Raw genomic sequence first — 25,714 nt, forward strand, 5'->3', positions numbered from 1 at the left:
CCCTTTGGCCGATGTCGGTGCCAGGGTGCAGGTGCTACCCGGCGCGGCCGAAGCCGCCCATCGACCGCGCCCACTGGAACCCGACGATGGCCCCCTTGAGCCTTGGCAGAAGGTAGAGGGACAAGCCCACGCAGCCAACTGCAAAAATCGTAAACAGCACCAGTGGCTCGGGTCGCCAATGGACAAACACCACGTGCAGGAGGGGAGCCATCAGGTGCCCGACCAGCAGGATCGTCAGATATGCAGGGCCATCGTCAGCCCGTGCGTGGGTGTAGTCGAGCTTGCAAACAGGGCAGGTGTCGGCGAGCTTGAGGTAGCCTTTCAACAGCCTTCCGTTGCCACAACGGGGGCACTTGCGTTGCCAACCACGCATCAACGCCGGCCGCAGGGGCCGTTGGACTTCGGTCGGGATCGTTGTTTGCTCGGTTTGCATGGCGTCCGCCTTTTTGGAGGTTCCCAGAACATGGGGGCGCGGGCGGCAAAACGGAATGCCGCAATCTGTCCTTGCGTCCCGATGTCGCGTTCTGAGCCGGTTGCGACTCAGCACGTGCAAATTTTTTTCGACGGAACGTAGAGCAGCCACCGTTTGAGGTTGCATAGGGCGGCGGGATCGACCGGCCGGACCTGAGGCAAAAACGGAGTACACATAATGCAACGCAGCACATTCATCGCAGCTATCGCTGCAGCGGCGGTTGGGCTTACCACCTTGTCGGCCATGGCGCGTGATCGTGGTCCTGACTTTTCCGCTTTGGACGCTGATGGCAGTGGCGAAGTGACCCTGGAAGAGATGCAGGCAATTGGCCAGGCGCGCTTTGCAGAAGCTGATACTGACGACGACGGATTCCTGACCGTGTCCGAGCTGGAAGCAAGCGCCAGTGAGCGCGCAAAATCTCGGGCAGAGCGTATCATGTCCCGCATGGACGCGAATGAGGACGGCAAGCTGTCGCCTGAGGAAATGCAGAACAATCGCCGCGACCCGGCCCGCATGTTCGAGCGTCTTGATGCCGACAACAGCGGCGGGATTTCGCAGGAAGAGTTTGAGCAGGCCCGCGCGGAGATGCGCAAGCGTGGCCCCAAGTCACGCGACAATAACTAAGGGCGCAGGCCTCGCCCCTTGTTCAGAGGGGCGGGGCCGGGCAGGTTGCCGGAGTTATGACGATGCCGCTTGACGCACGCCCGGACGAGGATGATGCCGCATTGCTTGCCCGCTATGCGCGCGGTGATGCTGGTGCGGCCCGTGCCTTGACCGTTCGGTTGGCACCGCGCGCGCATGCGCAGGCCTTTCGCATGTTGGGCGACAGGTCAGAGGCGGAAGATGTCGTGCAGGAGGCCATGTTGCGGTTGTGGCGCATTGCGCCGGAGTGGCGAACCGGCGAAGCGCACGTGTCGACCTGGCTGTACCGGGTCGTGTCGAACCTGTGCACGGATCGATTTCGAAAACACGGTCGGGGCGGCGTCGCACTGGACGATGTGGCAGAACCGGAAGATCCTGCACCGGGAGCGGAAGCAAGGTTGCAGGAGCAGGCGCGCCACGCCGCGCTGCGCGCTGCCATTGCGGCGCTGCCAGAACGCCAGCGTCTGGCCCTGACACTGCGCCATTTTGAAGGGGCGTCAAACCCCGAGATTGCGGAGCAGTTGGGCATCAGCGTAGAGGCTGTGGAAAGCCTGACCGCACGGGCAAAGCGCGCCCTTGCAGCAGCTTTGAAAGGGCGGGTGGCCGCCCTTGGATATGAAGGATGATGGATATGACAGTCGCGCCAGAAAAGCCTGATCCCGACGGGATCGACCAGATGCTGGACGAGCTTGCGGCCTTGCCTGTGCCTGATCCCTCCGGTGATCTGGTGGCCCGGGTGCTGACCGACGCCGAGGCACATTTGCCCGCCCCCGGTGGGCGCGTGCTGGCCGCCCCCTGGTGGCAGCAGATTGTCCGCGGCATTGGGGGGTGGGGCGCCGTCAGCGGGTTGGTGGCTGCAACCGCGACCGGCTTTGTCATTGGCCTTGGCGCGGTTGGCGACACGGGTGTCGATGCACTTTGGACCCTTGGCTATGATGAGGCATATTATGACACCGACCTGGGCCTTGATGCCTTTGGCTGGGCATTAGAGGAGGGCTGAGCATGGCAGAGACACAAATCGAACGCCGCTGCCCGGTCTGGGTGAAAATCCTGTTGGGCCTTTCCCTTGCGATCAATCTGGGCATCGCGGGCCTTGTCGGCGGTGTGTTCCTGAGCGGCGGACCGTTGGGCGGCAAAGGGCCGGGCATGGGCTATGCGATGCCTTACATTCTGTCCTTGCCCAAGGAAGACCGGCGCGCTGTTTTCGGTGCCATACGTGGCGACAGGGACCTGCCCGGTCGTGGTGCCCGTCGTGCCGCCTATGGTGAGATGGTCGCGCTGCTCCGGGCGGACAGTTTTGATCGGGCGGCTGTTGCATCGATACTTGAGCGGCAGGCGCGTGGTGTTGAACAGGTTCAGAAGGTTGCGCAAGACGAATGGCTGGACAGGGTCGGTGCCATGTCCGACGACGACCGCCGTGCCTATGCTGACAGTGTTGAGGAAATGGTTGCGAAAGGTGGCAAGCGCAAACCGCGCAAGAGCGATTGAGAAACGTTGCACCTAGCCGATATTCGGAGCCCGTTTGCAGTCCGATCTTGGGCAAGATGGTGGGTATTTCTCGGTCGCGCGGCTGTGACGCAAAATATACTCTGCGCCTCCCGCACCGAATTGGTAACATCCAGAGGACGGGCATGACCCGCGCGGGTCTTGGGGTGAAGATTCAAAAATGGATGAAGACGGATATTTCGGTGAGGCAGTGGCGGAAAGCTATGATCGGGATCACGGCGGTGACGATCCGGCACTTATTGAACGGACCGTTAGTTGCCTCAAGGATCTGGCGGGCGCGGGTAGCGTGCTTGAATTTGCGGTTGGAACGGGACGCATCGCTTTGCCTTTGCGAGCGTCAGGCGTGGACGTGAAGGGTATCGAATTGTCCAAAGCGATGGTGGCCGAGCTTCGCAAAAAGGAAACCGGCCCGCCGATGGATGCCGCGATTGGGGATATGACATCTGCGCAGGTGCCGGGGCAGTTTTCGCTCGTGTTCCTCGTGTTCAACACGATTGACAACCTTGTCACGCAAGAGGCCCAGATCGCCTGTTTCAAAAACGCGGCACGGCATTTGGGCAAAGGTGGGCGGTTCCTGATTGAAACCCGCGTGCCACCCCTGCAGCGCATTCCATTTGGTGAGACCAAGATGGCCTTTGCCTGCAGCAGTGATCATTTCGGTGTGGACGACTACGATTTGGTTACACAGCGTTACTCCTCCAATCATGTCTGGATGAACGGCGACCAGCATCAGCACTTGTCGATCCGGTTTCGCTATGTCTGGCCGTCCGAATTGGACCTGATGGCGCAATTGGCCGGGTTGGAGCTGGAATATCGGTGGGCCGATTGGGAGCGGGCGCCCTTCACGAATCTGAGCGAAAGCCACATCTCGGTTTGGAGAAAACTCGGGGAATGATTGTCAAATCCCGATAGGGCTGTGTCGGCGCCCAAGCTAGCCGCCGATCCGGATCATCACCCAGGTCAGAAGACCAAGAACCAGCAAGGCAATCATGGCGATCCTGCCCGACATGGCAGCGTCGGATGGCTTTTTCTTCACCGATTCGGGCGGGGCTGAGTAGGGTTTGGCGCTGTCCGCCTCGACCGTTTCGGTCGCGCGCCAATCCGTCCGTACCTCGCCATACGTGCCGATCAGCGTCAGCGTGGGGGCAGGCTTCAACACCATTGCCTGATCCTCGAACGCAAGTGAAAACACGATCAACACCCAGCCGCCCAGCTTGTCGAGTTTTGCCCGGTCGGGGTTCAACTGCCCCATAGGCACGGCGTTACCCTCAGCCAGATAACCAACAAGACCAATCCCTTCGAGGTCGGAGACAGGGAACACTTCGACATGCTGGGCGTCAACCGACGCACCAAGTGCCGCATCAATCGCCTCCGGATCGTCCTTGAGTGCCCGCGCCTCCTCCTCCGTCATGGACAGCGCAAAGACGCGGATCCCCCCACGTTCATTGGGCGGAACGCGCATCTCTGCGCTCATGCGGCACCCTGAACAGTGCGCAGGTTGCGGGCCAGAAGGTCCATGGCGGCCATGCGCACCGCGACACCCATTTCTACCTGATCCTGAATAACTGACCGGTTGATGTCGTCGGCCAGCGTCCCGTCAATCTCGACCCCGCGGTTCATTGGGCCGGGATGCATGACGATAGCGTCGGGGTTGGCATGTTTCAGCGTTTCCGCATCAAGGCCGAAGCGATGATAGTATTCCCGCTCGGACGGAATGAACCCACCATCCATGCGTTCGCGTTGCAGGCGCAGCATCATGACCACATCCACATCTTCCAGCCCTTTGGCCATGTCGTCATAGACCTCGACCCCAAACTCGGCGATGCCTGCGGGCATCAGCGTGGGTGGGCCGATCAGGCGAATGCGGTTTTCCATCTTGCCCAGCAGCATGATGTTCGACCGGGCAACGCGGCTGTGGGCAATGTCACCACAGATCGCGATGTTCAGCCGGTGCAGCCGTCCCTTGGCCCGGCGGATTGTCAGCGCGTCGAGCAGCGCCTGGGTCGGGTGTTCGTGCCGCCCGTCGCCCGCGTTCAAAACTGCGCAATTCACCTTTTGCGCCAGCAAGTCTACCGCACCCGAATGGGGGTGCCGCACCACCAGCAGGTCGGGGTGCATGGCGTTCAGCGTCATTGCGGTGTCGATCAGTGTCTCGCCCTTCGAGATGGAAGAGGCCTGCATCGCCATGTTCATCACGTCCGCGCCCAGCCGTTTGCCCGCCAGCTCGAAACTGGCCTGCGTGCGGGTGGAGTTTTCAAAGAACATGTTGATCTGCGTCAGACCGGTCAGCGCATCGCTGTGCTTTTGGGCCGCGCGGTTGAGGTCCACATATTCTTCGGAAAGATCAAGAAGGGTGACGATTTCTTCGGGGCGCAGATGTTCGATCCCCAGAAGGTGGCGGTGGGTGAAGGTCATGGCGGTCCCTTGGCGTGTCCCCGCGCTTATATGCGCCCGCTATGCGGCGCGGCAAGCGCTTGGGTGGGCATATTTGTGGAACACGGAATAGGCATTCCGGTTCGTGTGCGGCGCGCGTAGGATCGCGCCATGGAATCGGCGGAATACCATAGCGCCCTTGCGGCCCTCGCCTGGCAGATTGAGCTGGGCGCAGACGAGTGCATCGCGGATGCGCCGGTCAACCGCTATGAGGTGCCCGCAACCGCGCCGAAGGTTGCGAAGGCTGCAAAAGGGGCGCAAACGCCCGCCGCACCGGTTCAGCAAAACACGGTCGATCCGGTTGTGGTTGCGCAGCAGGTGGCGTTGGCGGCCACGGATCTGGAGGGGCTCCGTGCGGGCCTTGCCGCGTATGATCATTGCGAATTGAAACGCGGCGCCCGCAACCTTGTGTTCTCCGATGGTGTGCCTGGTGCCCGCGTGATGATCGTGGGTGAGGCGCCGGGGCGGGATGAAGACATGCAGGGCAAACCCTTTGTCGGGCGGGCTGGTCAGTTGCTGGACAAAATGCTTGCCGCAATCAATCTGAGCCGAGACGAGAGTGTCTACATCACCAATGTCCTGCCGTGGCGTCCACCGCAGAACCGCGATCCAAAGCCCGAAGAGGTGGCGATGATGCAGCCCTTCTTGCATCGGCATATTGAGTTGGCGAACCCCGATGTGCTGGTGGTTGTGGGCAACCATTCCTGTCAGGCGCTTCTGGGCAAGCGCGGCATCACCCGCCTGCGCGGCAACTGGACCGAGGCGCGTGGCAAGCCAACGCTGCCTATGTTCCACCCGGCCTATCTGTTGCGCAATCCGGCGGCCAAGCGCGAGGCGTGGGCTGATTTGCTCAGCCTGCAGGCGCATCTGCGAGACAATACATGATCGATCCCATCATCTACCTGACCTTCATGCCTGCCGCCTTTGCGCTGGTTCTGACGCCTGGACCTGACATGCTGTTTGCCATGGCGCAGGGTTTGCGGGGCGGGAAAGGGCCCGCCGTTGCGGCCTCGGCCGGGATTGCGACGGGGGCATTCATCAACGCCGGTCTTGCGGGGTTGGGACTTGGCGCGCTTGTCGCTGCCGCTCCGTGGGTGTTTGGCGTCGTGCGTTGGGTTGGTGTGGCCTATCTGCTCTATCTTGCGATCAAGACCCTGATGTCCCCGCTGGTCGGCGAAAATACCCGGCCCGTGCGGCCGTCACGTGCCTTTCGCGATGGGCTGGTTGTGAACCTGTCGAACCCGTCGGTGATCCTCTTCATCCTTGCCTTCATCCCACAATTCGTGGACCCGGCGCGGGCCATCTTGCCGCAATTCCTGATCTATGGCGGGACCATTGCGGTTCTGGGTTTCGCTGTGAAATCCGGCGTTGGCCTCACCGCAGGTGGATTGGGCCGTGCGTTGGCGCGTAACCCCATCATCGAACGTGTGCTGCGTTGGATCACGGCGGGTGTCTTTGGTGCCCTTGCCGCCCGCGTTGCCCTTGCCGGAGCCCGCCCATGAGCCGTATTGACGACAGTCTCGACTTCATCCCGATCCGCATTGCTGTGCTGACGGTCAGCGATACGCGCAGCATGACGGAGGACCGATCTGGCGATGTGCTTGTCGGTCGGCTGACGGATGCAGGTCATACACTCGCCGACCGCAAGATATTGCCAGATGAACGCGCCGAGATCGCGGATCAATTGCGCGCGTGGTGCAATGACCCGGAGATTGATGTTGTGTTGTCGACGGGTGGCACGGGCCTCACGGGCCGCGACGTGACGGTCGAGGCGCATCGCGATGTGTATGAAAAAGAGATCGATGCGTTCGGCACCGTCTTCACCATCGTGTCGATGCAAAAGATCGGGACATCCGCCGTACAAAGCCGCGCAACGGGCGGCGTTTGCAACGGAACCTACCTGTTCGCGCTGCCCGGAAGCCCGGGTGCCTGCAAGGATGCGTGGGACGAAATCCTGGGCCGCCAGCTCGATTATCGGCACCGCCCCTGCAACTTCGTGGAAATTTTACCGCGCCTCGACGAACATCAGCGACGGAAATAACTATCTCATACGTAACAGCTTTGTTGCTTGGACATTTTCCGGGGCCAACTAAATTGTGCTAATATCCCGTTGGGGACGGTTAACGGCGTGAAAGAATGAGATTTTTGAGGCAAAGCCTGATTGGATTGGTGCTTGCTGCCCTCACTCTGGGGTTGCTCGCTTACGCGGGCTCCATCGTGAGCGGCGCTGTGCAGGAACGTCTGGCGCGTGATGCCAGAACGCCACCGGCGCGTGAACGGGTTTTTGCCGTGGGTGTTGTCCGAGCCGAGGCAACGACGGAAACCCCAGTGCTTGAAGCGTTCGGAGAGGTGCAAAGCCGCCGCACACTTGAGTTGCGGGCAGCGGCGTCGGGTCGTGTGATCGAACTGGCAGACGGTTTCGAAGACGGTGGAGAGGTCGAACAAGACCAGATCCTCGTGCGTATCGACCCTGCAAATGCCGAAGCCGAATTGGCCCGTGCCGACGCGGACCTGATGGATGCCGAGGCTGAACTGCGCGACGCTGATCGCGCCCTTGTGCTGGCCCGTGACGAAGAACGGGCAGCTCAGGATCAGGCCGATCTCCGCGAACGTGCCTTCCAGCGACAGGTTGACCTGGCCGAGCGGGGCGTGGGAACTGCCGCCGCCGTGGAAGAGGCCGAACTGGCCGCATCCTCCGCCCGGCAGGCGGTGCTGGCCCGCAGGCAGGTTGTCACCTCGACCGAAGCACGGATTGATCAAGGCCGCACACGACTGGCCCGTGCACGTATCGCCTTGGACGAAGCACAACGCACGGTGGACGATACGACGGTCACAGCCCCATTTGATGGGACGCTGAACGAAACCGACCTTGTTGCGGGTCGTCTTGTCTCCAGCAACGAAAAACTGGCGGTGCTCATTGATCCAAACGCGCTTGAGGTGGCTTTTCGTGTCTCAACCGCGCAATACATCCGTCTTCTCGGGGATACTGGCAGCGTGATGCCAGCACCCGTGACGGCGACATTGAATGTTGTCGGTATTGATCTGACGGCCACGGGAACCATCAGCCGTGCCAGTGCAGGTGGCGGCGACATGCAAACCGGTCGCTTGGTTTTTGCCCGTCTTGATAGCGCGGTTGGCTTCAAAACCGGTGACTTTGTGACGGTGGTGGTGTCTGAACCGCCGCTGGATGAGGTGGTGCGCCTGCCCGCTTCCGCCATTGACGCGGCAAACACCGTCTTGGTGTTGGGCGAGGACAGTCGGCTGGAATCTGTCGAGGTACAGTTGTTGCGCCGTCAGGGCGATGATGTCCTGGTGCGCAGCGCGGATATTGTGGGCCGTGATGTGGTCGAAGCCCGCTCGCCCCTGCTGGGTGCCGGCATTTCCGTGCGGCCCCTGCGCGGTGATCAGGCCGAGGCACAGGTTGAGCCCGAGATGCTGGAGCTGACCGATGAACGCCGCGCCCGGCTTGTTGCTTTTGTAGAGGCGAACGACCGTATGCCTGCAGCAGCCAAGGAACGCGCATTGGCCAGCCTGAACGAAGCGCTTGTGCCTGCCCAAATGGTCGCACGGCTCGAAAGCCGGATGGGCGGGTAGATGGTGCGCGACATCCCAAAGGCAGCGGGGGGGATCCTCAGCTACTTTGTTCGCCACCGCACCGTTGCCAATCTGCTGCTGCTTGTGATGCTGGTGGCAGGTATCACCGCCATGCCCAACATGCGGGCGCAATTCTTTCCTGATGTGATTGTCGACAATGTCACGGTGAGCGTGACTTGGGACGGGGCAGGGGCCGAAGACGTCGATGCTGGCATCGTTCAGGTTCTTGAACCGGTCCTGCTGGCAGTCGAAGGTGTTGAAAGCACCGAGTCCCGGTCGCGGGAAGGGTCGGCCACGGTCACACTTGAGTTCGAGCCGAACTGGGATATGGGCCGCGCGGCGGACGATGTGCAAACGGCTGTCGATGGCGTCACCACCTTACCGGAAGAGGCTGATGAGCCAACGGTGCGCCGTGGTGCGTGGCGGGACCGTGTGACTGATGTTGTGATCACCGGACCTGTAAATCCGCAGCAATTGGGTCTCTTTGCCGATGAGTTCATCGTGCGTCTCTTTGCCGAAGGCATCACGCGCACCACAATCCGCGGCGTTGCCGCGCCGCAGGTACTGGTCGAGGTGCCGTCGCTGTCGCTGATTGCGAACGAAGTCACGATGGCCGAAATCGCCCAGGCCATCAATGCCGAGGTGGATACCGACCCTGCGGGTGATGTGTCTGGCGCCAATGCCCGTGTGCGCACCGGCACGCAAAAGCGCACACCAGAAGAGATTGCGGGCGTCGTTCTGCGGTCAAATCCCGATGGGTCCAAGCTGCGCGTGCGTGACGTTGCAACCGTTACGCAACTGGGTGCGGCGCGCAACCGCAGCTACTTTGTAGGCACCAACCCCGCCGTGTCGATCCGCGTGGACCGCACCAACAATGGCGACGCCATTTCCATGCAGGCGCAGGTGGAAAAGGTGGCAGCTGAGTTGCAGTCCACGCTGCCGCCGTCCGTGACCGTTGACCTGATCCGCACCCGGGCCGAGGCCATTTCGGCCCGCCTCAATATCCTCGTGGACAATGCGATTGTTGGCCTTGGTCTCGTGATCTGCCTGCTGTTTCTTTTCTTGAATGCGCGCACAGCGTTTTGGGTGGCGGCAGGTATTCCGGCAGCCCTGTTCGCGGCCATTGCCCTGATGTTCCTTGGGGGGCTGACGCTCAACATGGTGTCGCTCTTTGGGTTGATCATCACGCTTGGCATTGTCGTAGACGACGCCATTGTGGTGGGCGAACATGCCGACCACCGTCACCGAACGTTGGGTGAGCAGCCGCTCGAGGCTGCAGAAAATGCAGCGCGTCGCATGGCGATGCCGGTCTTTGCCGCAACGCTGACGACCGTGATCGCCTTTTTCGGTTTGGTTGCTGTGGGGGGGCGTTTTGGTGATCTGATCCGCGACATTCCCCTGACAGTGATTGCGGTATTGCTGGCCTCGCTGGTCGAATGCTTCCTGATCCTGCCGCATCACATGGGGCACGCACTGGCGGCTTCTGACAAACCGCGCTTCAGCAGGGTCAAGCTGGCTGTGGCGGTGCTGAGCGTTGCTGTCCTGTCAGCAGTGGTCTCGGGTGCTGTGGGATATGTGATCTGGTCTGGCAGCATCGCAACGGCGCGGGATGCATGGCCCTACATGTTGGCCGGTCCGACGGTGCTGGCCGCCGTGTTCCTGCTGTCCCCGCGCCGCCTCAAGCTGGATTGGGTTGCAGGCATGGGGGCGAAGGGGCTGGACACACCGTCGGTCATCGTCAACCACGGGTTTGAGTGGATGCGTGAAAAGCTGTTCCGCCCCATGATGGCCGGTGTGATTGCCGCCCGCTATGTCGTGCTGGCGGGTGTCTGCGTCGTGCTGGCCAGCCAAGTGGCGCTGTTCATCCAAGGTGACGTGCAATGGCGGTTCTTCAACGCGCCTGAACGCGGGTCCGTGACCGGCAACTTTGCCATGCTCGAAAGTGCGACCCGCGACGACACCCTGGCCATGATGCAGGAAATGCAGCGCGCAACCGAGGCGCTGGGCGCCGAATATGAAGAGCGTTATGGCCGCAATCCCATCGACTATGTCATTGCCGAGATCGGCGGGAATGCAGGCCGAGGGCTGTCTGGCACGGAATCCAAGGACACTGATCTGTTGGGCGGAATCTCGATCGAATTGATCGACGCCGACTTGCGCCCCTACACCTCCTTCGCATTCGTGGCCGATTTGCAGGATGCAGTCGTGCATCACCCTCTGGCCGAAACCGTCAGTTTCCGAGGTTGGAGATCGGGACCCGGCGGCGACGCGCTGGATGTGCAGTTCTTCGGCAACAACACCGACACGCTCAAGGCTGCGTCCGAAGACCTCAAACGCGCCTTGTTGCAGTACCCCGAGGTCAGCGCGGTCGAAGACAATCTTGCCTACGACAAGGAAGAGTTGATCCTCGACCTCACCGCCCAGGGGCAGGCGCTGGGCTTTACCATCGACACGCTGGGCAGCGCCCTGCGCGACCGGCTGAACGGGATCGAGGCCGCAACTTTCCCCGACGGTCCCCGCAGCGCCGAGATTCGCGTCGAGCTGCCAGAGAACGAGTTGACCGCCGATTTCCTTGACCGCACGCAGATGCGCACGCCGGATGGCGGCTATGTCCCGCTGGCGGACATAGTCAGCGTCGAACGGCGCACCGGATTCTCGACGGTCCGACGCGAAAACGGCATCCGCCTCATCTCTGTCACGGGCGACATCTCGGAAGATGACCCCGCGCGTGCGTCCGAGATCGACCGCGTCCTCGAGGAAGAGATTCTGCCCAACATCGCCGCCGAACGTCAGGTGGATTTCCGCAAGGCCGGGCTCAGCGAACAGGAAGACGAGTTTCTCAGTGACAGCCTGACGGGGCTGATCCTCTGCCTGACGGGCATCTACCTTGTGCTGGCTTGGGTCTTTGCAAGCTGGACACGGCCAGTTGTCGTGATGGCGATCATTCCCTTCGGCCTTGTCGGTACGATCTATGGCCACAGCGTGTGGGACATACCGCTCAGCATGTTCACAGTCGTGGGACTGCTGGGCATGACGGGTATCATCATCAATGACAGCATCGTACTGGTCACGACCATCGATGACTACGCCAAGGATCGGGGCCTGTTCCCGTCGATCATTGATGGGGCAGCGGATCGGTTGCGCCCGGTCATGCTGACAACGCTGACAACGGTGCTGGGGATGACGCCGCTGCTCTATGAAACATCGCAACAGGCGCAATTTCTGAAGCCAACAGTGGTCACGCTGGTCTACGGGCTTGGTTTCGGCATGGTTCTTGTGCTGCTGGTCGTGCCAGCGCTGGTCGCGGTGCAACACGACGTTGCACGACAGGTGCAGGCGATGCGGCGTGGGCTGGGATCACCCAAGGCGTCGGTGCGCTGGGGATTTATGGCGCTTTGGGCGGCTGTCTTGGGGTGGTTCGGTGCGACGATGGGCTATGCGTTCGCAACGGGTGCATTGCCGCGTTTACTGACGGACATGCTGCCGCAGCTAGAAAACGGCGACGCAGTGTTGATGGCGTTTGCCCTGTTTGCCGCTGGGGTCCTGTTGTTGGGGCTCGTGGCCTATGCGCTCGCGGCGCTGACCTTCCAGGTCATGCGCCGCCGTGCGGTCTAGCCGGCCGTGCAGCCGCGCACATCCACGGCATAACTTCCGCCCAGAATGGTGATGCGCACGTTTGAACGGTCGATGGCAAATGCGCCGCCCTCGGTGTGCATCATCTCGCTGACCGCAACGATGGTATTGCCGCTGCGGGTGGTGGCCGCTTCGCTCACCCATACATCGGGCACGCCCGGTTCAATCACCGCGACCTCGGTGCCACCGGTATGTGGCAGGTTGATACGTGCCTCGATCTTCATGCCATGCTCGGTCGGGCGCAAGCGGCAGGTGGCCGATTGCACTTCGGCCTCGTCCGCGGAATAGGGCATGTCGGCCAGTGCCGCGACAATAGCCGGGGTCGGGCTCAGGTCCGGGCTGTCCAGCAAGGCATCAATCGACACCTCGTGGGGAATGCAGACATCCGAACAGACACCCATGGACAGTTTCGTGCGCAAGCGTATGGGCTTGCCCGGCTTTGCGGGGGTGATGTGCATGGGGATCACCACCTGCTCGGTATAGCCGATGGATCGCATCCCATTCTGGACATGCACATCCGGGGTGGGCCAGTTCAGACCAACGGCGCTGATGTTGCGGGCACGCGACCAGTCGAAATGCGGTGGAATACCCGCGTCGCCCGGTGCGCGCCAATAGGTTTTCCAACCCGGGGCCAGAACCAGACGCACAGCCGCCAAGCGACGGCCATCGGGCAAATCCCACCCCTGCAGCACTTCGGTTTGAACGATATTGTCATACCGACCCTGAGCCAGCGTTGGCACAGCGGTCACGGCGGCCAGAAAGGCGGCAAGGGGCAGGGCGCTCTGTTTCATGGTTTCTAGATGCAACGGGTGGCGATCAAAGCCAAGTCACGTCCCGGTCAACTTCCTGTAACGATCTGGTGCGCGGTGGCTTGCCTGTGGCACGTCTTTCGGTTGCTCCGGGCGCGGACCGGCGGCATTCTGCCACCAGAAACAACGGAACAGGCAATGACGGGCGCCTCGCAACTCGATCTGACAGGTCAACTCCTGGTCGCTATGCCGGGTATGGGTGACCCACGCTTTGACCGCTCGGTCGTGTTTGTCTGTGCGCATTCCGATGAGGGTGCGATGGGGCTGATTGTCAACAAGCCTGCAACCGACATGTCGTTAGGCGAATTACTGGACCAGATCGAGATTGCGTGCACGTCGTATGAACGACACAAACCGGTGCACTTCGGGGGGCCTGTTGAAACCTCTCGCGGATTTGTTCTGCACGGCCCTGACTACACATCGCGCCTTCAAACACTCAAGGTTGGCACCGCATTTGGCATGACGGCGACGCAAGATGTGCTTGAGGATATTGCCATCGGTGATGGTCCGGAACGTGCGTTGGTCATGCTTGGCTATGCCGGATGGGGCCCTGGTCAGCTCGAGGGTGAGATTGCGCAGAACGGTTGGTTGACGGTTCCAGCCACTCCGCAACTGGTGTTTGGCACGGGCAACACATCAAAATGGATGAAGGCGCTGAACGCGTTAGGCATCGATCCCTTGGGATTATCAGCCGATGCTGGCCGGGCCTAAGGCCTTGGGGCCGCCGCACGCCGCAAACGATCATTGATGGCCCGCCCCAGACCACATTCTGGAATAGGGGCCACCGCAATGGGTCTTCCAAGGGCATCCAATGCGTGCAGGTGGTCAAACAGGTTTGCAGCCGCCTCGGTCAGATCGCCCGACAGGGACAGGTTTAGGTCCGACGCCATTGGACCGAACCCGAGCAGCACCTCACCTGGGTAGGCGGCATTGGCATTCAGGCGGACCGTCGCACCGGGGGCGTAATGTGATGCCAGTTGTCCTGGCGCTGTAATCGCGTCTCCTGCCTGCGCAAGAGGGCCGACAACGCGCTCGATGTCTTCCTGCGCCAGCCCGCCGGGGCGCAAAAGGGCGAGCGGATCGCCCCCAACGATTGTCGACTCAAGACCCACCGTGCAGGGGCCCGCATCAACAATGGCATCGATGCGACCGCCCAGACCTTCCATGACGTGCACTGCCGTTGTTGGGCTGATGCGCCCGGATGGGTTGGCCGATGGGGCTGCGACAGGTCCGTCAAAGACGCGCAGCACGTCCTGTGCCGCCGGATGCGCTGGCGCCCGCAGAGCGATTGTATCCAGCCCTGCCGTGACCAGCGGTGACAGTCCATGCCCCTGCACAAGCGGTGCAACCAGTGTCAGCGGCCCGGGCCAGAAGCTTTGGGCAAGATCGGCGAGGGGGCCGGTGATGTCTGCATATCGGCGTGCCATGTCCAGATCAGGCACATGCACGATCAGAGGATTGAAGCGCGGGCGTCCCTTTGCATCAAAGATGCGCGCGACCGCCTGGCTGTTTCGGGCATCCGCGCCCAAGCCATAGACCGTCTCGGTTGGAAATGACACCAATCCGCCCGTCGCCAGTAGCCGCGCAGCTTCGGCGATCCCGCCCGCATCCGCGGGCAACAGGATTGTCTCGGTATTGGTCATTCCGCCTTGTCCGCTCTGTCGTGACGCCGCGTTTGAGTTGCGGTACGCCCATCAGAAACGCATCTATGTTTACAAACACGCCCCTTTAAGCGCCGATGTTGCGCTTGCCAAGACTTTGATACCGGAGCTGACACATGCCATATCGCGCCCCCGTGGACGACTATACCTTCCTTTTCGATCATGTCGTCGGGTTGGATCAGGTTGCTGCCACCGACCGTTTTGCCGATGCGACGTCCGATGTCACAACTGCCATCCTCACCGAAGCGGGTAAGCTTTGCGAAGATGTGATCGCGCCCCTGCAGCGCGCCGGTGACCTGCACCCTGCAAAGCTGGAAAACGGCGTTGTCAGGACCTCGCCCGGCTATGCCGACGGGTACAAGGCCATCGCAGAAGGTGGCTGGGTCGGTATCGCTGCGGACCCTGAATATGGCGGCATGGGGTTGCCGATGACGGTGACGACTGCCGTGAACGAGATGATGTCGGCCGCCTGCCTGTCGCTGCAACTCGCCCCCCTGATGACACAAGGCCAAATCGAAGCGCTCGAACATCACGCCTCGGATGAGATCAAAGACCTGTACCTGCCTAAGCTGATTTCGGGTGAGTGGACGGGCACCATGAACCTGACCGAGCCGCAGGCCGGATCGGACGTGGGCGCCTTGTCGTCCAAGGCCGAAGATAATGGCGACGGTACGTACAGCGTCTCGGGCCAGAAAATCTACATCTCCTGGGGTGATAACGACTTCACCGAAAATGTCTGCCATCTGGTGCTGGCCCGCCTGCCGGGCGCGCCAGCAGGAACAAAGGGCATTTCGCTTTTCCTCGTGCCGCGCAATATCCCGGACGAAAACGGCAATCCCGGCGTCGCGAATACGCTCAAGGTGGTTAGCCTCGAACACAAGATGGGCCTGCATGGCTCGCCCACCTGCGTGATGCAATACGATGGTGCCAAGGGCTGGATGGTCGGCCCCGAAGGCGGCGGCATGGCGGCGATGTTCACCATGATGAACAACGCGCGGCTTGGCGTTGGCGGGCAGGGCGTTGGCGCGGCCGAAGGGGCCTACCAGCACGCACTCAGCTACGCGCTGGATCGCAAGCAGGGCAAAACCGAAGGCGACACCGGCACCATCATCGACCACGCAGATGTGCGCCGCATGCTGATGACCATGCGCGCTGAAACATATGCCGCGCGCGGTATCGCGCTGCTGTGCGCCAAGGCCATCGACATGACCACGGCGACCAATGACGACACCTGGAAATCCCGCGCGGCCCTGCTGACCCCCATCGCCAAGGCCTTTGGCACCGATATCGGCAACGAAGTGGCCGGGATGGGCATTCAGGTCCATGGTGGCATGGGCTTTGTCGAGGAAACCGGTGCCGCCCAATACGCCCGCGATGTGCGTGTGACGACAATCTATGAAGGCACCAACGGCATTCAGGCCATGGACCTTGTGGCGCGCAAGATGATGGACGGAGGCGAGGCGGCGGCCCGCATCTTTGACGAGATCGAAGCGGCTGCCGAAGCGGCCCGCGCCACGTTCCCCAAGATGGCCGAGGCGGTCTGGCAAGCCAGCGAATCCCTGCGCGAAACCACTGAATGGATGATTGCGCAGAACCACCGCGTCCGTTTTGCCGGGGCCGTGCCCTACCTGCGGGCCTTTGCCCGCGTGCTGGGTGGACACATCCATCTGCAATCTGCTCTCAACGATCAGGGCGGCGCGCACGAGAAAGTGGCCCGCTTCTACATTCAGCGGTTGCTGCCTGAACATGACAGCCTGCTTGCACAGGCACAGGCGGGCGACTACGACGTCTATGCACTGACGCCAGAAGAGTTCGCCGCCTGATGAAAGATCTCCCGCCCACCGGACTGAGATACCCGTGGGCGGAACCGCCAGAGCACGGAACAGCCATCGAGGTCGCCCCAGGCGTGCTTTGGATGCGGTTGCCTCTGCCGATGAAGCTGGACCACGTGAATGTCTACGCCCTGGACGATGGCGACAGCTGGACGGTGATCGATACGGGATTTGCGTCGAAAAAGACCAAGGGCATCTGGCAATCGCTGATGGACGGCCCGTTGGGCGGCAAGCCCATTGCGCGCGTGATCGTCACCCACCACCACCCCGACCACGTTGGGTTGGCGGGATGGCTGCAATCCGATTTCGGGGCGGAACTCATCACCACGCGGACCGCGTGGTTGTTTGCGCGCATGCTGACGTTGGATGTGCAGGAAAAACCCACGCAGGAATCGCTCGACTTCTATCGCAGCGCAGGCATGGACAAGGCGATCTTCGATCAACGCGCGGGTGAACGCCCGTTCAACTTCGGGGACATCGTGGCGCCCATGCCGCTGGGTTACACGCGGATCAAGCAGGGCGACACAATCACCATGGGTGGCCGCACATGGGACATCCACATTGGCAATGGGCATGCACCGGAACATGCCACGTTCTGGAGCAGAGACGACAACCTTGTCCTATCCGGCGACCAGATCCTGCCGTCGATCAGCCCCAATATCGGTGTCTACGCGACGGAACCCATGGCGGACCCGATTGGTGACTGGCTTGAGGCGTGCGAACGGCTCAAATTGCTTGCGCGCGACGATCATTTGGTTCTGGGCGGCCACAAGCTGCCCTTTACCGGGTTGCCCACGCGGATGCGGCAGCTGATCGACAACCATCACGGCGCGCTAGCTCGGCTGCTGGACTATATCGACACGCCCAAGGCGGCCTCTGAATGCTTCGCTCCGCTCTTCAAGCGCACAATCGGTGAGGGCGAATACGGCCTGGCACTGGTTGAAGCTGTCGCGCATCTGTCGCACCTTTACCAGGACGGGCGGGCGAACCGCACCCGACGGGAGGATGGCGCGTGGGTGTACCAGCGCGCCGAGTGACAGGAGCAGGTCATGACTGAAGAGATCAAAACGGCAGCCGAGGCGGTGGAGGCCGAAGCATTGCCGCGTGCGCACGAAGTGCATTGCGACCCCGCCGCGCGCAACGCGGCAGACCAGCCAGTGCCCAAGGGCGTCAGCAATACACCGGCAGAGCAGAAAAGCCCGGCCCAATGGGCCTATGAGCGCATTATCATGTATCTGAAGAATTTCGAGGAAAGCCTTGATAATGAGCATGAAGTGGCCATGGGCTTCACCGGCGGTGATGCGGGCGTCCTGCGAATCGAGGGAATGGGGTATTTCCCGCCGGATGTGGTGACCTTTTACGGGTCGGACCCGTCGGGGGCGAAAACGCAGCAGATACAGCACGTGAGCCAGCTGAATGTCATGCTGCGGGCGCTGCCCAAGGCAGTGGAGCAGGCCGAACCGCGCCGGATCGGTTTTCGGTTGGCTCAAGACCTCGAAGAGGAATAGAACCGTGCCGCAAAGACGCAGTGACACGGCACTTTGGATGCGCTAAAGCGCAGCGCAGCTATTTGGACAAGGGAACCGGATATGGCAGAGCATAAAGCGGGCGAGATGGATATTGAGGTCCAGGAGAAAACCTTTGAAGGGTTCATGTCGTGGGTCACATGGTCGGTGATCGTGATCCTCGTCTTGCTGATCGGTATGGCGATCTTCATTTCATAAAGACTTTTGCAGTTTGACGATTGAGTGGGGAGTACGGGTATGCGTTTGATTGCAGCCCTCGCGGTGTGTGGCACGCTTGCAGGATGTGCACCGCCCCCCACTGTGTCTTACGCGTCAAATGAACGTGTGGCCTCCGTCGCCTATCGCGAACCAGGACCGGCCACCATTACGGTACTGACCATGGTCAGCAACCGCGACGGGTCGGGCGGGCATTCGGCTCTGATGATCAACGGCAGCCAGCGCGTAATCTTTGACCCTGCGGGGTCTTTCGTGAATGACCGCGTGCCGGAGCAAGAGGACGTGCTCTATGGCGTGTCGCCTGCCGTTCTTGCCGGATACAAGAGCGCACATGCGCGCAGCACCTATCACGTTGTCAGTCAGACCGTGGAAGTGACGCCCGAACAGGCCGAGACTGCGCTGCGGCTGGCCCAGCAGAACGGGGCGGTGGCCCGTGCGTTCTGCACCAATGCAAACACGACGCTCCTGCGCCAGGTGCCGGGTTTCCAGGACATCCGCACCACCTTCTTTCCAACCAACCTAATGGAGCAGATGGCGGCGCGCGTGGGCGTGGTGGAAGAGAAGTATTACGAAGACGACGAAGGCACGATTGTCGACGGCATCGAGAATCTTGTCATTGCCGAATGACGGGGTCGGACGCTCTTTGACTGGGTCAAAGTCGCCCCGCCCACCGTCCCGTCAGAGCACATAGACCAACAGGAACAGTGTTGCGGCTCCGGCACCGATGGCGGCAAACACGTTCCGCGTCCACATCCCCACCGCAAGCGTCGCAATTGCGGCCCCGACGCGGGTGATGTCCGTGCTGCCCCCTTCACCGGAATAGACGACCAACGGTGCGACCAATGCAGGCAGGATCGCCACCGCTGTATAGCGTAGGTGGCGCAGCAGCCACGCGGGTAGGGGACGATCGCCGACAAAACCCAAGAAGGTAAAGCGCAGCAGGAAGCTGCCTACACCAAGGCTGATGATCACAGTCCACAAGGTCGCGCTATCTGTCATGGTGTGCGCCCTTTCAGCCAAAGCTCGGCCTGCGCGCCCGCCATCATCCCTGCCGCCCCGGCAATGATCAGGCCAAGCGAGTAGGGGACAGACACCGCCAGCAGCCCGACGATCACGGCCACCGTCGCGGCAATCAGATGGGGCAAGGTGCGCACCATGGGCGCAACCATGGATAAGAACGCGATCGGCAGGGCGAAATCGAGGGGCAGGTCCGCGGGCAGCTGCGTGCCCAGGGCCGCACCGAGATAGCTCATCCCGAACCAGAAGATCATGACCAGCAGACAGGTGCCGAAATAGTAGGCCATGCGTTGCGGTATGGTCAGCTCCGGGACGGCTTCGAATTTCGCGTGGCTCAGGGCATAGCTTTGATCGACCAGCAGATAGGCGGCAAACACGCGCTGCCACAGCGGGGCACGGCCCAGATAGGGGGTCAGGGCCGCCGAATACATTGCCACGCGCAGGTTCACGGCCAGCGCTGACAGGATCACGACAATCGTGGGCGCCTCATTCTCCATCACCTGCAACGCTGTGAACTGCGCCGCCCCCGCGATGACCACCAGCGAAAAGGTCATCACTTCGAACACGTTCAGCCCGGCCTCGGTCGCGAGCACGCCGAACAGCATGGCAAAGGGGCCAGCCACGAAGATAAACGGTGCGCCGTCGCGCACACCCGCCCAAAAAGCGGATTTGGTGGTGGTGATGGGCATGAGGGGGCCTTAGACTATTCGCCAAGACTTACGAACAACCAAGGGGGGATGCAATTGGCACGTGACAGCGATCAAAGCGGATACCTGATTGCGCCCGATCCATCGGCACCCCGTCTGACGCGCGCCGTGACCGGGTTTGACCACACCGGGGCCGAAACCGAAATCTCGGTGGTCGAGGAGCGGCCCCTGACCATCTATCTGAACGGGCAGGAAATTGTCACCGCCATGACCATCGGCGACTACCCCGATTACCTGGCGCTTGGCTTCTTGCGCAACCAGCGGATGCTGACCGATGCAGACACAGTGACGCGAGTGGACTATGACGAGGAACTGGAGACGGTTGTTGTCCGCACCGAAAACCCCACCAACCACGAAGACAAGCTGAAGAAAAAGACACGCACCAGTGGCTGCGCTGTGGGCACCGTGTTTGGCGACATGATGGAGGGGCTTGAGGACGTCACGCTGCCACAGGCGCAGGTCCGCACGTCATGGCTCTATGCCCTCAGCGCCGCGATCAACCGTACCCCCTCGCTCTACCTCGAAGCGGGCGCGATCCATGGCACCGTGCTGTGTCATCAGGACCAGCCATTGGTCTACATGGAAGACGTGGGCCGTCATAACGCGGTCGACAAGGTAGCGGGTTGGATGCTGCAAACCCGCGCCGATCCGGCGGACAAAATCCTCTACACCACCGGTCGCCTCACCTCTGAAATGGTGATCAAGACAGCGCTCATGGGCATCCCCGTTCTTGCCTCCCGCTCGGGCTTCACAGCCTGGGGGGTAGAGATCGCGCGCGAAGTGGGTCTGACACTGATCGGACGGATGCGGGGACAGCGCTTTGTCTGCCTAAGCGGAGAAGAACGCCTGATCCGCGACACCGACCCGGCCAGCGTCAGGGATGAGCCCAAGGGCGCAGGTCGCAAGGGGGCCGCGTGACTGAGACTCTCACCCTGAACTACACGGTCGATGACGCCACGGCCCGCGACATGGTTGACCGAATGATGCCAGCCCCTGCTGCCATGCAACGGCTCAGCAAAGCAGCGTCCATATCGCTGTCGGCCATCGCGATGATTGTCGGCATGCTCACCGGTTTCGCGGTCTCGTTCCACGCCGGGTTGGGCGAAACCGCTTTTGCTATCCTGCCCATCGGTCTTGGCATCGGGTGCGTTGTGGCCTGTTATGTCTGGGCGCGCCGGGTCAACAAACAGGCGCGCCAATCACAAATGGACCTGATGCGCCCGGGCTCTCCTGTCAGCTACACTTTCGACAACTCTGGCCTCCATCTCACAACATGGTGCCAGAACTGGCAGACCAGTTGGGCAGGGGTGACCGACGTCAAGACCTCGGACAAGGGACTGGTGATCATGTGTGGCCTTGTGGGGTTCCTCATCCCTCCTGCTGGGTTGGGCGACCATCCGGATGAGGCCAGCACACAGATCACAAACCTATGGACACAGCACAAATGACCCCACCCCTCGGCGTAATTCTCGCGGGCGGGTTGGCCACGCGTATGGGCGGGGGCGACAAGGGGCTGTTGAAGGCAGGTGACAAGCGCCTGATCGACCACGTGATCGACCGGCTCAGTCCTCAAGTGGCAGGTCTCGCGCTGAACGCAAACGGCGATCCGGCCCGCTTTGCCGACCTGAACCTGCCGGTGGTCCCCGACAGCATCGAGGGTTTCGCAGGCCCCCTCGCGGGCGTCCTCGCAGGTCTCGATTGGGCGGCAGAGCAGGGGGCGGACACCATCGTGACCGCCGCCGCAGATACACCGTTCTTTCCCTGTGATCTCGTCCCGCGCCTGCAGCTGGCCTCCGAAGGGATGCAGCACCCTCTGGCCCTTGCTGCCACCCCGGATCCCAAGCGGGGGCAGGCGCGGCACCCCACCTTCGGCCTCTGGCCCGTCGCCTTGCGCGATGACCTGCGCGCAGCCCTTCAGGACGGGTTGCGCAAGGTGGTCCTGTGGACCGACAAACATGACGGCCGTATCGCCCTTTTCCCGGACGAGGCGGCATTCTTCAACGTGAACACGCCCGAAGACCTCGTGCGCGCAAAGGACATGGCATGAAAATCTACGGCGTCGTCGGCTGGAAGAACGCGGGCAAGACCGGCCTGATGGAACGTCTGGTGACCGAGATCACAGGGCGCGGCCACACTGTCTCGACGGTCAAGCACGCACACCATACCTTCGACGTGGACCATCCGGGCAAGGACAGCCACCGCCACAGGGTTGCTGGCGCGTCCGAGGTGCTGCTGTCCTCCCGCAACCGGGTCGCCTTGATGCAGGAGTTGCGGGATCAGGACGAACCGACGCTCGACCAGCTCCTGACCCGGCTCAGCCCGGTCGATCTGGTTCTGGTCGAAGGCTACAAGCGCGATGCCCACCCCAAGGTCGAGGCGCACAGGGCCGAGACGGGCAACCCGCTCATTGCCCCCGACGATCCCACCATTCGAGCCGTCGCCAGCGATACGGCCCTGACCATGGATCGCCCGGTCTTTGACTTGAACGACACCAAGTCCATTGCCGACTTCATCCTGTCCGAGGTCGGCCTTTGAGTGTCGGCGACACAGGCGCGGTGTTCGACACCATACTTGTCGCTGACTGGTCCGCAGGCAAAAGGCGCCCCGCGCGACCCAGCAAAGATTCCATCTGGCTTGGCCTTGCCCGCAACGGCGTCGCTGACACGCCTATCTACTGCCGGTCCCGGCAAGATGCTGAAACGCGGATCAACCAGATCATTGACGACGAAACCATGGCGGGACGCCGGATGCTTCTGTCGTTCGACTTTCCCTTCGGGTACCCGCGCGGCTTTGCCCGCCATATAACGGGTCAGGATGATCCTTTTGTGCTCTGGGACTGGATCAGTGCCCGCATCGCCGATGCACCCGATGGCACAAACAACCGCTACGCTGTTGCTGAAGAGTTGAATACCTTTTTCGACGGTCCCGGCCCATTCTGGGGCAAGCCAAACGACCGCGATTGGCCGGGTGTCCCCTATCGTAAGGCCGGTATCGCCTATGACATGGTACCCGAGCGCCGAACCTGTGACTTGGCGGCCAAGGCCGCCTCCAGCTGCTTCCAACTGGCGTTCCCGCCCACGGTTGGCGGTCAAATCCTGATGGGCCTGCCCACGCTCAACCGCCTGCGCGCCCGCGCTGGAGTCGCGGTGTGGCCCTTCGAAGACTGGACCGAGGCGTCGGTCGTGTTGGCAGAAATCTGGCCTGGTCTCATTGAACCGGCGGTCAAGGCCACGCAAATGGACGATATCCGCGATGCCGTGCAGGTGCGCCTGCTGGCAACAGCTCTGTCGCGCCTGCCAGCGGCCACATTGCAGACTTGGATGGTTGATTTGCCGGACGTGGCGCGTGAAGAGGCGTGGATCCTCGGTGCAGGCCACAATACAGAACTCGTTTCATATGCCGAGGACACAGATGCCGCCGCTTAAGAACGACTGTTTCGCCTTGCCGCCCGGCGTCCACTGGACCCCGGTGGACGAGGCTTTGGCTGACCTGCGCACCCGCTTGTCCTGTGTTGTGGGGGAAGAGGTTCTGCCCGTTGCAGACGCGCTTGATCGCATCCTCGCCATTGACATCACTGCCCCGCGCGCTCATCCGCCGCTGCCAAACACGGCAGTAGATGGTTACGGGTTCCTTAACGGACGTGGAGAGGGGGACCACCACATCCCGCTTGTCGCCCAACATATGCCTGCCGGTGCCACCCCCGACGCAAGTGTCCCCGCGGGGACAGCCATTCGTATCCTCACCGGCGCCGCGCTCCCTCCGGGCGTAGATACGGTCATTCTGCAAGAGGATGTGACGGTCGAAGACGGTGCCATCCACTTCACCGGCCCCATCAAGCAGGGGGCCAACACCCGCAAGGCGGGCGAGGATGTCAAGGCCGGCGATGTGATCGCACAGGCCGGGCGCAGGCTGACGCCTGCGGACCTTGCTTTGCTGTCTGCCGTGGGTGTGGCCGAGGGGTCCGTTCGTCGCGCGCTGCGGGTTGGTATCCTGTCCACCGGGGACGAGTTGGTTCAACCGGGCGCTGACGCCGGACCGGGTCAGATCTATGATGCGAACCGGCCCATGTTGCGGGGTCTGATTGCACGTCTCGGGCATGTGCCTGTCGATCTGGGTCATGTGGTTGATGATTGCGAGGCGTTGCGCGCGCGTCTTGATCAGGGCGCAGAGCAAGCGGATGTCATCTTCACCAGTGGTGGTGCGTCTGCGGGGGATGCGGACCACGTGTCGGCCTTGTTGAACGAGGCGGGCGCGATGGCGCTGTGGCGCGTGGCGATCAAGCCGGGACGCCCTTTGGCTTTGGGGATGTGGCAGGGCAAACCCGTCTTTGGACTGCCGGGAAACCCAGTGGCTGCGATGGTCTGCACGCTTGTGTTCGGCGCGCCCGCCCTGTCCGTGTTGGCCGGGGCGGATTGGAAAAGCCCGCAGGGTTTCATGGTCCCCGCGGGTTTTGCAAAGACCAAGAAGGCCGGACGGCGTGAGTTCCTGCGCGCCCGTATGCGCGACGGTCAGGTCGAAGTTTTTGCCTCGGAAGGGTCGGGACGGATCAGTGGGCTCAGCTGGGCCGAGGGATTGGTCGAGCTGCCGGACGAGGCGATGTCGGTGGAGCAGGGCGACCTCGTGCGCTTTATCCCGTGGGCGGGGTTCGGCGCCTAGTCGAACGTACCTGCAACGCGACCGAGCAGCATGAAGGCGCGGGCCGTGCGGGTGTCGCTGAGGGCCGAGATTTCGGCATCTGTCGCCGTCTCGGCAAAGGTGGACACCGTCTGGTCAAAGCGGCGCAGGAAGTGGTGCGCGGCATCGCGGAAGATCGGGTCCTGTTTCATACGACCGGCGGACAGCGCCAGAGATGAACGATCCCTTACACCACCGAGCGGTGCAACGGCACGACCGCGCGCCCCTTGGGCAAATTGGCGCCAAACTTCGGGGCGGGCGCGGTCAGGGCGCAGGTCGTCCATGTAGATGCCGTCCTGGCTGAGCAGGGTCAGGATGTCCTGTGCGGCCTGCACGAGTTTCGAGGTTTCGCGGTCGCGCATGGCCTTGCGCAGCGCGGCGAACCCTTCTTCGTCTTCAGCCGTTTCGGGGAAGTTTAGAGCGCGGATGAAATCCTCGGTCGCAAGCGGTGGCGCGATGTCTTCGGCGCTGGTGCCGAGTGCGAGGGTGGGTTGGTCGCCACCGGCGGGTTGCGGTTGCGCGGTGGGCTGTTGCGCCGGGGCCTGCTCTCGGCGGCTTTGGAAGGTGGCGAGCGCCGTTTCGGTCTTGCGGGTGGCGGCGGCAATCTCGTCCAGTTTGCGGGCCACAGATGGCTCGTCGGCGACGTTGCGCCCCTGGTTCTGAGCGATGTAGGCCTGCCGGATCGCATCGATGGCTGTCTGCAAACGCTGGCTTTCCTCGCGCATCACCTTGCTGGAGCGTGCCGCTGTCGCGGCCACCCAGATCATGGCGATGGGCATGAACACCGCAAGCATCGTGATCAGAAAGCGCAAGCCTTCGCCCGTCCCCGCGGGGTCATCACCAGCCAGCAGGAAATAGGCCGCCGCCCCGACCAGCCAGATGGCGGTCAAGACAAGGGCAGCGATCTCGATCCCTGTGACTCCCTCCGCGCTGGGTTTGTCGTAGATACCCAGGGGAGTCGGGCGCGCTTGTGGTTCGGGCTTTTCGGCCAT

Annotated in this window: 30 protein-coding genes; 22 read left to right on the top strand and 8 right to left on the bottom strand. The window is 62.0% G+C overall.

The genetic code is table 11. The annotated features are described in order from the left end of the window. Window positions 1-34: 34 nt before the first annotated feature. On the bottom strand, window positions 35-433 hold the full coding sequence (locus AC6RA8_RS04385) for a DUF983 domain-containing protein (protein WP_500350906.1): 399 nt from the start codon (window positions 431-433) through the stop codon (window positions 35-37). 216 nt (window positions 434-649) lie between these two features. Between AC6RA8_RS04385 and AC6RA8_RS04390 the strand changes: the two genes are divergently transcribed. The 5 genes from AC6RA8_RS04390 (at window position 650) to AC6RA8_RS04410 (ending at window position 3,515) form a co-directional block, all read left to right on the top strand. Next, complete coding sequence (locus AC6RA8_RS04390) at window positions 650-1,096, top strand: EF-hand domain-containing protein (RefSeq protein WP_500350907.1); 447 nt, start codon at window positions 650-652, stop codon at window positions 1,094-1,096. A gap of 56 nt (window positions 1,097-1,152) precedes the next feature. Next, entirely contained in the window at window positions 1,153-1,740 is a 588-nt protein-coding gene (locus AC6RA8_RS04395; RefSeq protein ID WP_500350908.1) for an RNA polymerase sigma factor, read from the top strand. Further along, window positions 1,737-2,114 (top strand): hypothetical protein, encoded by a 378-nt coding sequence (locus AC6RA8_RS04400; protein WP_500350909.1) that lies wholly within the window; start codon window positions 1,737-1,739, stop codon window positions 2,112-2,114. Before AC6RA8_RS04395 ends, AC6RA8_RS04400 begins: the two co-directional genes overlap by 4 nt. A gap of 2 nt (window positions 2,115-2,116) precedes the next feature. Further along, window positions 2,117-2,602, top strand: a complete 486-nt coding sequence (locus AC6RA8_RS04405; RefSeq protein WP_500350910.1) for a periplasmic heavy metal sensor — start codon at window positions 2,117-2,119, stop codon at window positions 2,600-2,602. A gap of 178 nt (window positions 2,603-2,780) precedes the next feature. After that, window positions 2,781-3,515: a methyltransferase domain-containing protein gene (locus tag AC6RA8_RS04410; RefSeq protein WP_500350911.1), complete on the top strand. Its 735-nt coding sequence runs from the start codon at window positions 2,781-2,783 to the stop codon at window positions 3,513-3,515. Between the two features lie 36 nt (window positions 3,516-3,551). Here the strand turns inward: AC6RA8_RS04410 and AC6RA8_RS04415 are convergent, their stop codons facing one another. Next, window positions 3,552-4,094 carry a hypothetical protein gene (locus tag AC6RA8_RS04415; RefSeq protein WP_500350912.1) on the bottom strand — a complete coding sequence of 181 codons (543 nt, stop codon included), beginning with the start codon at window positions 4,092-4,094 and terminating at the stop codon, window positions 3,552-3,554. Further along, complete coding sequence (locus AC6RA8_RS04420; RefSeq protein WP_500350913.1) at window positions 4,091-5,035, bottom strand: aspartate carbamoyltransferase catalytic subunit; 945 nt, start codon at window positions 5,033-5,035, stop codon at window positions 4,091-4,093. Before AC6RA8_RS04420 ends, AC6RA8_RS04415 begins: the two co-directional genes overlap by 4 nt. A 129-nt stretch (window positions 5,036-5,164) precedes the next feature. Here AC6RA8_RS04420 and AC6RA8_RS04425 point away from each other — a divergent pair, with 129 nt between their 5' ends. The 5 genes from AC6RA8_RS04425 (at window position 5,165) to AC6RA8_RS04445 (ending at window position 12,262) form a co-directional block, all read left to right on the top strand. Continuing rightward, entirely contained in the window at window positions 5,165-5,938 is a 774-nt protein-coding gene (locus tag AC6RA8_RS04425; RefSeq protein WP_500350914.1) for a uracil-DNA glycosylase, read from the top strand. Next, a complete protein-coding gene (locus AC6RA8_RS04430) occupies window positions 5,935-6,555 on the top strand; it encodes a LysE family translocator (RefSeq protein ID WP_500350915.1) in 621 nt (206 codons plus the stop codon). The genes AC6RA8_RS04425 and AC6RA8_RS04430 overlap by 4 nt, the downstream gene beginning before the upstream one ends. Then, on the top strand, window positions 6,552-7,094 hold the full coding sequence (gene moaB / locus AC6RA8_RS04435; RefSeq protein ID WP_500350916.1) for a molybdenum cofactor biosynthesis protein B: 543 nt from the start codon (window positions 6,552-6,554) through the stop codon (window positions 7,092-7,094). Before AC6RA8_RS04430 ends, moaB begins: the two co-directional genes overlap by 4 nt. A gap of 95 nt (window positions 7,095-7,189) precedes the next feature. After that, window positions 7,190-8,647 carry an efflux RND transporter periplasmic adaptor subunit gene (locus AC6RA8_RS04440; protein ID WP_500350917.1) on the top strand — a complete coding sequence of 486 codons (1,458 nt, stop codon included), beginning with the start codon at window positions 7,190-7,192 and terminating at the stop codon, window positions 8,645-8,647. Then, a complete protein-coding gene (locus AC6RA8_RS04445; RefSeq protein ID WP_500350918.1) occupies window positions 8,648-12,262 on the top strand; it encodes an efflux RND transporter permease subunit in 3,615 nt (1,204 codons plus the stop codon). Here the strand turns inward: AC6RA8_RS04445 and AC6RA8_RS04450 are convergent. After that, on the bottom strand, window positions 12,259-13,071 hold the full coding sequence (locus AC6RA8_RS04450; protein WP_500350919.1) for a protein-disulfide reductase DsbD domain-containing protein: 813 nt from the start codon (window positions 13,069-13,071) through the stop codon (window positions 12,259-12,261). The two genes, AC6RA8_RS04445 and AC6RA8_RS04450, sit on opposite strands and share 4 nt — an antisense overlap. Before the next feature lie 156 nt (window positions 13,072-13,227). Between AC6RA8_RS04450 and AC6RA8_RS04455 the strand changes: the two genes are divergently transcribed. Next, a complete protein-coding gene (locus AC6RA8_RS04455) occupies window positions 13,228-13,800 on the top strand; it encodes a YqgE/AlgH family protein (RefSeq protein ID WP_500350920.1) in 573 nt (190 codons plus the stop codon). Here AC6RA8_RS04455 and AC6RA8_RS04460 read toward each other — a convergent pair. Next, window positions 13,797-14,732 carry an L-threonylcarbamoyladenylate synthase gene (locus AC6RA8_RS04460; protein WP_500350921.1) on the bottom strand — a complete coding sequence of 312 codons (936 nt, stop codon included), beginning with the start codon at window positions 14,730-14,732 and terminating at the stop codon, window positions 13,797-13,799. The genes AC6RA8_RS04455 and AC6RA8_RS04460 overlap by 4 nt on opposite strands. A 134-nt stretch (window positions 14,733-14,866) precedes the next feature. Here AC6RA8_RS04460 and AC6RA8_RS04465 point away from each other — a divergent pair, with 134 nt between their 5' ends. From AC6RA8_RS04465 to AC6RA8_RS04485, 5 genes are all read left to right on the top strand, one after another. Then, entirely contained in the window at window positions 14,867-16,573 is a 1,707-nt protein-coding gene (locus tag AC6RA8_RS04465) for an acyl-CoA dehydrogenase (RefSeq protein ID WP_500350922.1), read from the top strand. Then, window positions 16,573-17,619 (top strand): MBL fold metallo-hydrolase, encoded by a 1,047-nt coding sequence (locus tag AC6RA8_RS04470; protein WP_500350923.1) that lies wholly within the window; start codon window positions 16,573-16,575, stop codon window positions 17,617-17,619. Before AC6RA8_RS04465 ends, AC6RA8_RS04470 begins: the two co-directional genes overlap by 1 nt. Before the next feature lie 12 nt (window positions 17,620-17,631). Next, a complete protein-coding gene (locus tag AC6RA8_RS04475) occupies window positions 17,632-18,090 on the top strand; it encodes a DUF6173 family protein (protein ID WP_500350924.1) in 459 nt (152 codons plus the stop codon). 81 nt (window positions 18,091-18,171) lie between these two features. Beyond that, window positions 18,172-18,306, top strand: coding sequence for an aa3-type cytochrome c oxidase subunit IV (locus AC6RA8_RS04480; RefSeq protein WP_189369389.1), 135 nt, complete (start codon window positions 18,172-18,174; stop codon window positions 18,304-18,306). 39 nt (window positions 18,307-18,345) lie between these two features. Next, window positions 18,346-18,951: a hypothetical protein gene (locus AC6RA8_RS04485; protein WP_500350925.1), complete on the top strand. Its 606-nt coding sequence runs from the start codon at window positions 18,346-18,348 to the stop codon at window positions 18,949-18,951. Between the two features lie 51 nt (window positions 18,952-19,002). Here AC6RA8_RS04485 and AC6RA8_RS04490 read toward each other — a convergent pair whose 3' ends face one another. Together AC6RA8_RS04490 and AC6RA8_RS04495 are read right to left on the bottom strand one after the other, a co-directional pair. Next, complete coding sequence (locus AC6RA8_RS04490; RefSeq protein ID WP_500350926.1) at window positions 19,003-19,323, bottom strand: AzlD domain-containing protein; 321 nt, start codon at window positions 19,321-19,323, stop codon at window positions 19,003-19,005. Continuing rightward, entirely contained in the window at window positions 19,320-20,030 is a 711-nt protein-coding gene (locus AC6RA8_RS04495) for an AzlC family ABC transporter permease (protein ID WP_500350927.1), read from the bottom strand. Before AC6RA8_RS04495 ends, AC6RA8_RS04490 begins: the two co-directional genes overlap by 4 nt. A 48-nt stretch (window positions 20,031-20,078) precedes the next feature. Between AC6RA8_RS04495 and AC6RA8_RS04500 the strand changes: the two genes are divergently transcribed. Genes AC6RA8_RS04500 through AC6RA8_RS04525 form a run of 6 tightly spaced genes read left to right on the top strand, consistent with a single transcriptional unit; the run spans window position 20,079 to window position 24,704 of the window. After that, complete coding sequence (locus AC6RA8_RS04500; protein ID WP_500350928.1) at window positions 20,079-20,966, top strand: formate dehydrogenase accessory sulfurtransferase FdhD; 888 nt, start codon at window positions 20,079-20,081, stop codon at window positions 20,964-20,966. Then, on the top strand, window positions 20,963-21,496 hold the full coding sequence (locus AC6RA8_RS04505; RefSeq protein ID WP_500350929.1) for a hypothetical protein: 534 nt from the start codon (window positions 20,963-20,965) through the stop codon (window positions 21,494-21,496). Before AC6RA8_RS04500 ends, AC6RA8_RS04505 begins: the two co-directional genes overlap by 4 nt. Next, window positions 21,493-22,095 carry a molybdenum cofactor guanylyltransferase MobA gene (gene mobA / locus AC6RA8_RS04510; RefSeq protein ID WP_500350930.1) on the top strand — a complete coding sequence of 201 codons (603 nt, stop codon included), beginning with the start codon at window positions 21,493-21,495 and terminating at the stop codon, window positions 22,093-22,095. The genes AC6RA8_RS04505 and mobA overlap by 4 nt, the downstream gene beginning before the upstream one ends. Further along, a complete protein-coding gene (mobB, locus tag AC6RA8_RS04515; protein WP_500350931.1) occupies window positions 22,092-22,583 on the top strand; it encodes a molybdopterin-guanine dinucleotide biosynthesis protein B in 492 nt (163 codons plus the stop codon). The genes mobA and mobB overlap by 4 nt, the downstream gene beginning before the upstream one ends. Next, window positions 22,580-23,473: a hypothetical protein gene (locus tag AC6RA8_RS04520; protein ID WP_500350932.1), complete on the top strand. Its 894-nt coding sequence runs from the start codon at window positions 22,580-22,582 to the stop codon at window positions 23,471-23,473. Before mobB ends, AC6RA8_RS04520 begins: the two co-directional genes overlap by 4 nt. Next, window positions 23,460-24,704, top strand: a complete 1,245-nt coding sequence (locus tag AC6RA8_RS04525) for a molybdopterin-binding protein (protein ID WP_500350933.1) — start codon at window positions 23,460-23,462, stop codon at window positions 24,702-24,704. Before AC6RA8_RS04520 ends, AC6RA8_RS04525 begins: the two co-directional genes overlap by 14 nt. On the opposite strand, the gene AC6RA8_RS04530 is transcribed toward AC6RA8_RS04525, so the two are convergent. Beyond that, window positions 24,701-25,714, bottom strand: coding sequence for a hypothetical protein (locus AC6RA8_RS04530; RefSeq protein ID WP_500350934.1), 1,014 nt, complete (start codon window positions 25,712-25,714; stop codon window positions 24,701-24,703). The two genes, AC6RA8_RS04525 and AC6RA8_RS04530, sit on opposite strands and share 4 nt — an antisense overlap.

This window comes from Tateyamaria sp. (assembly GCF_059783535.1).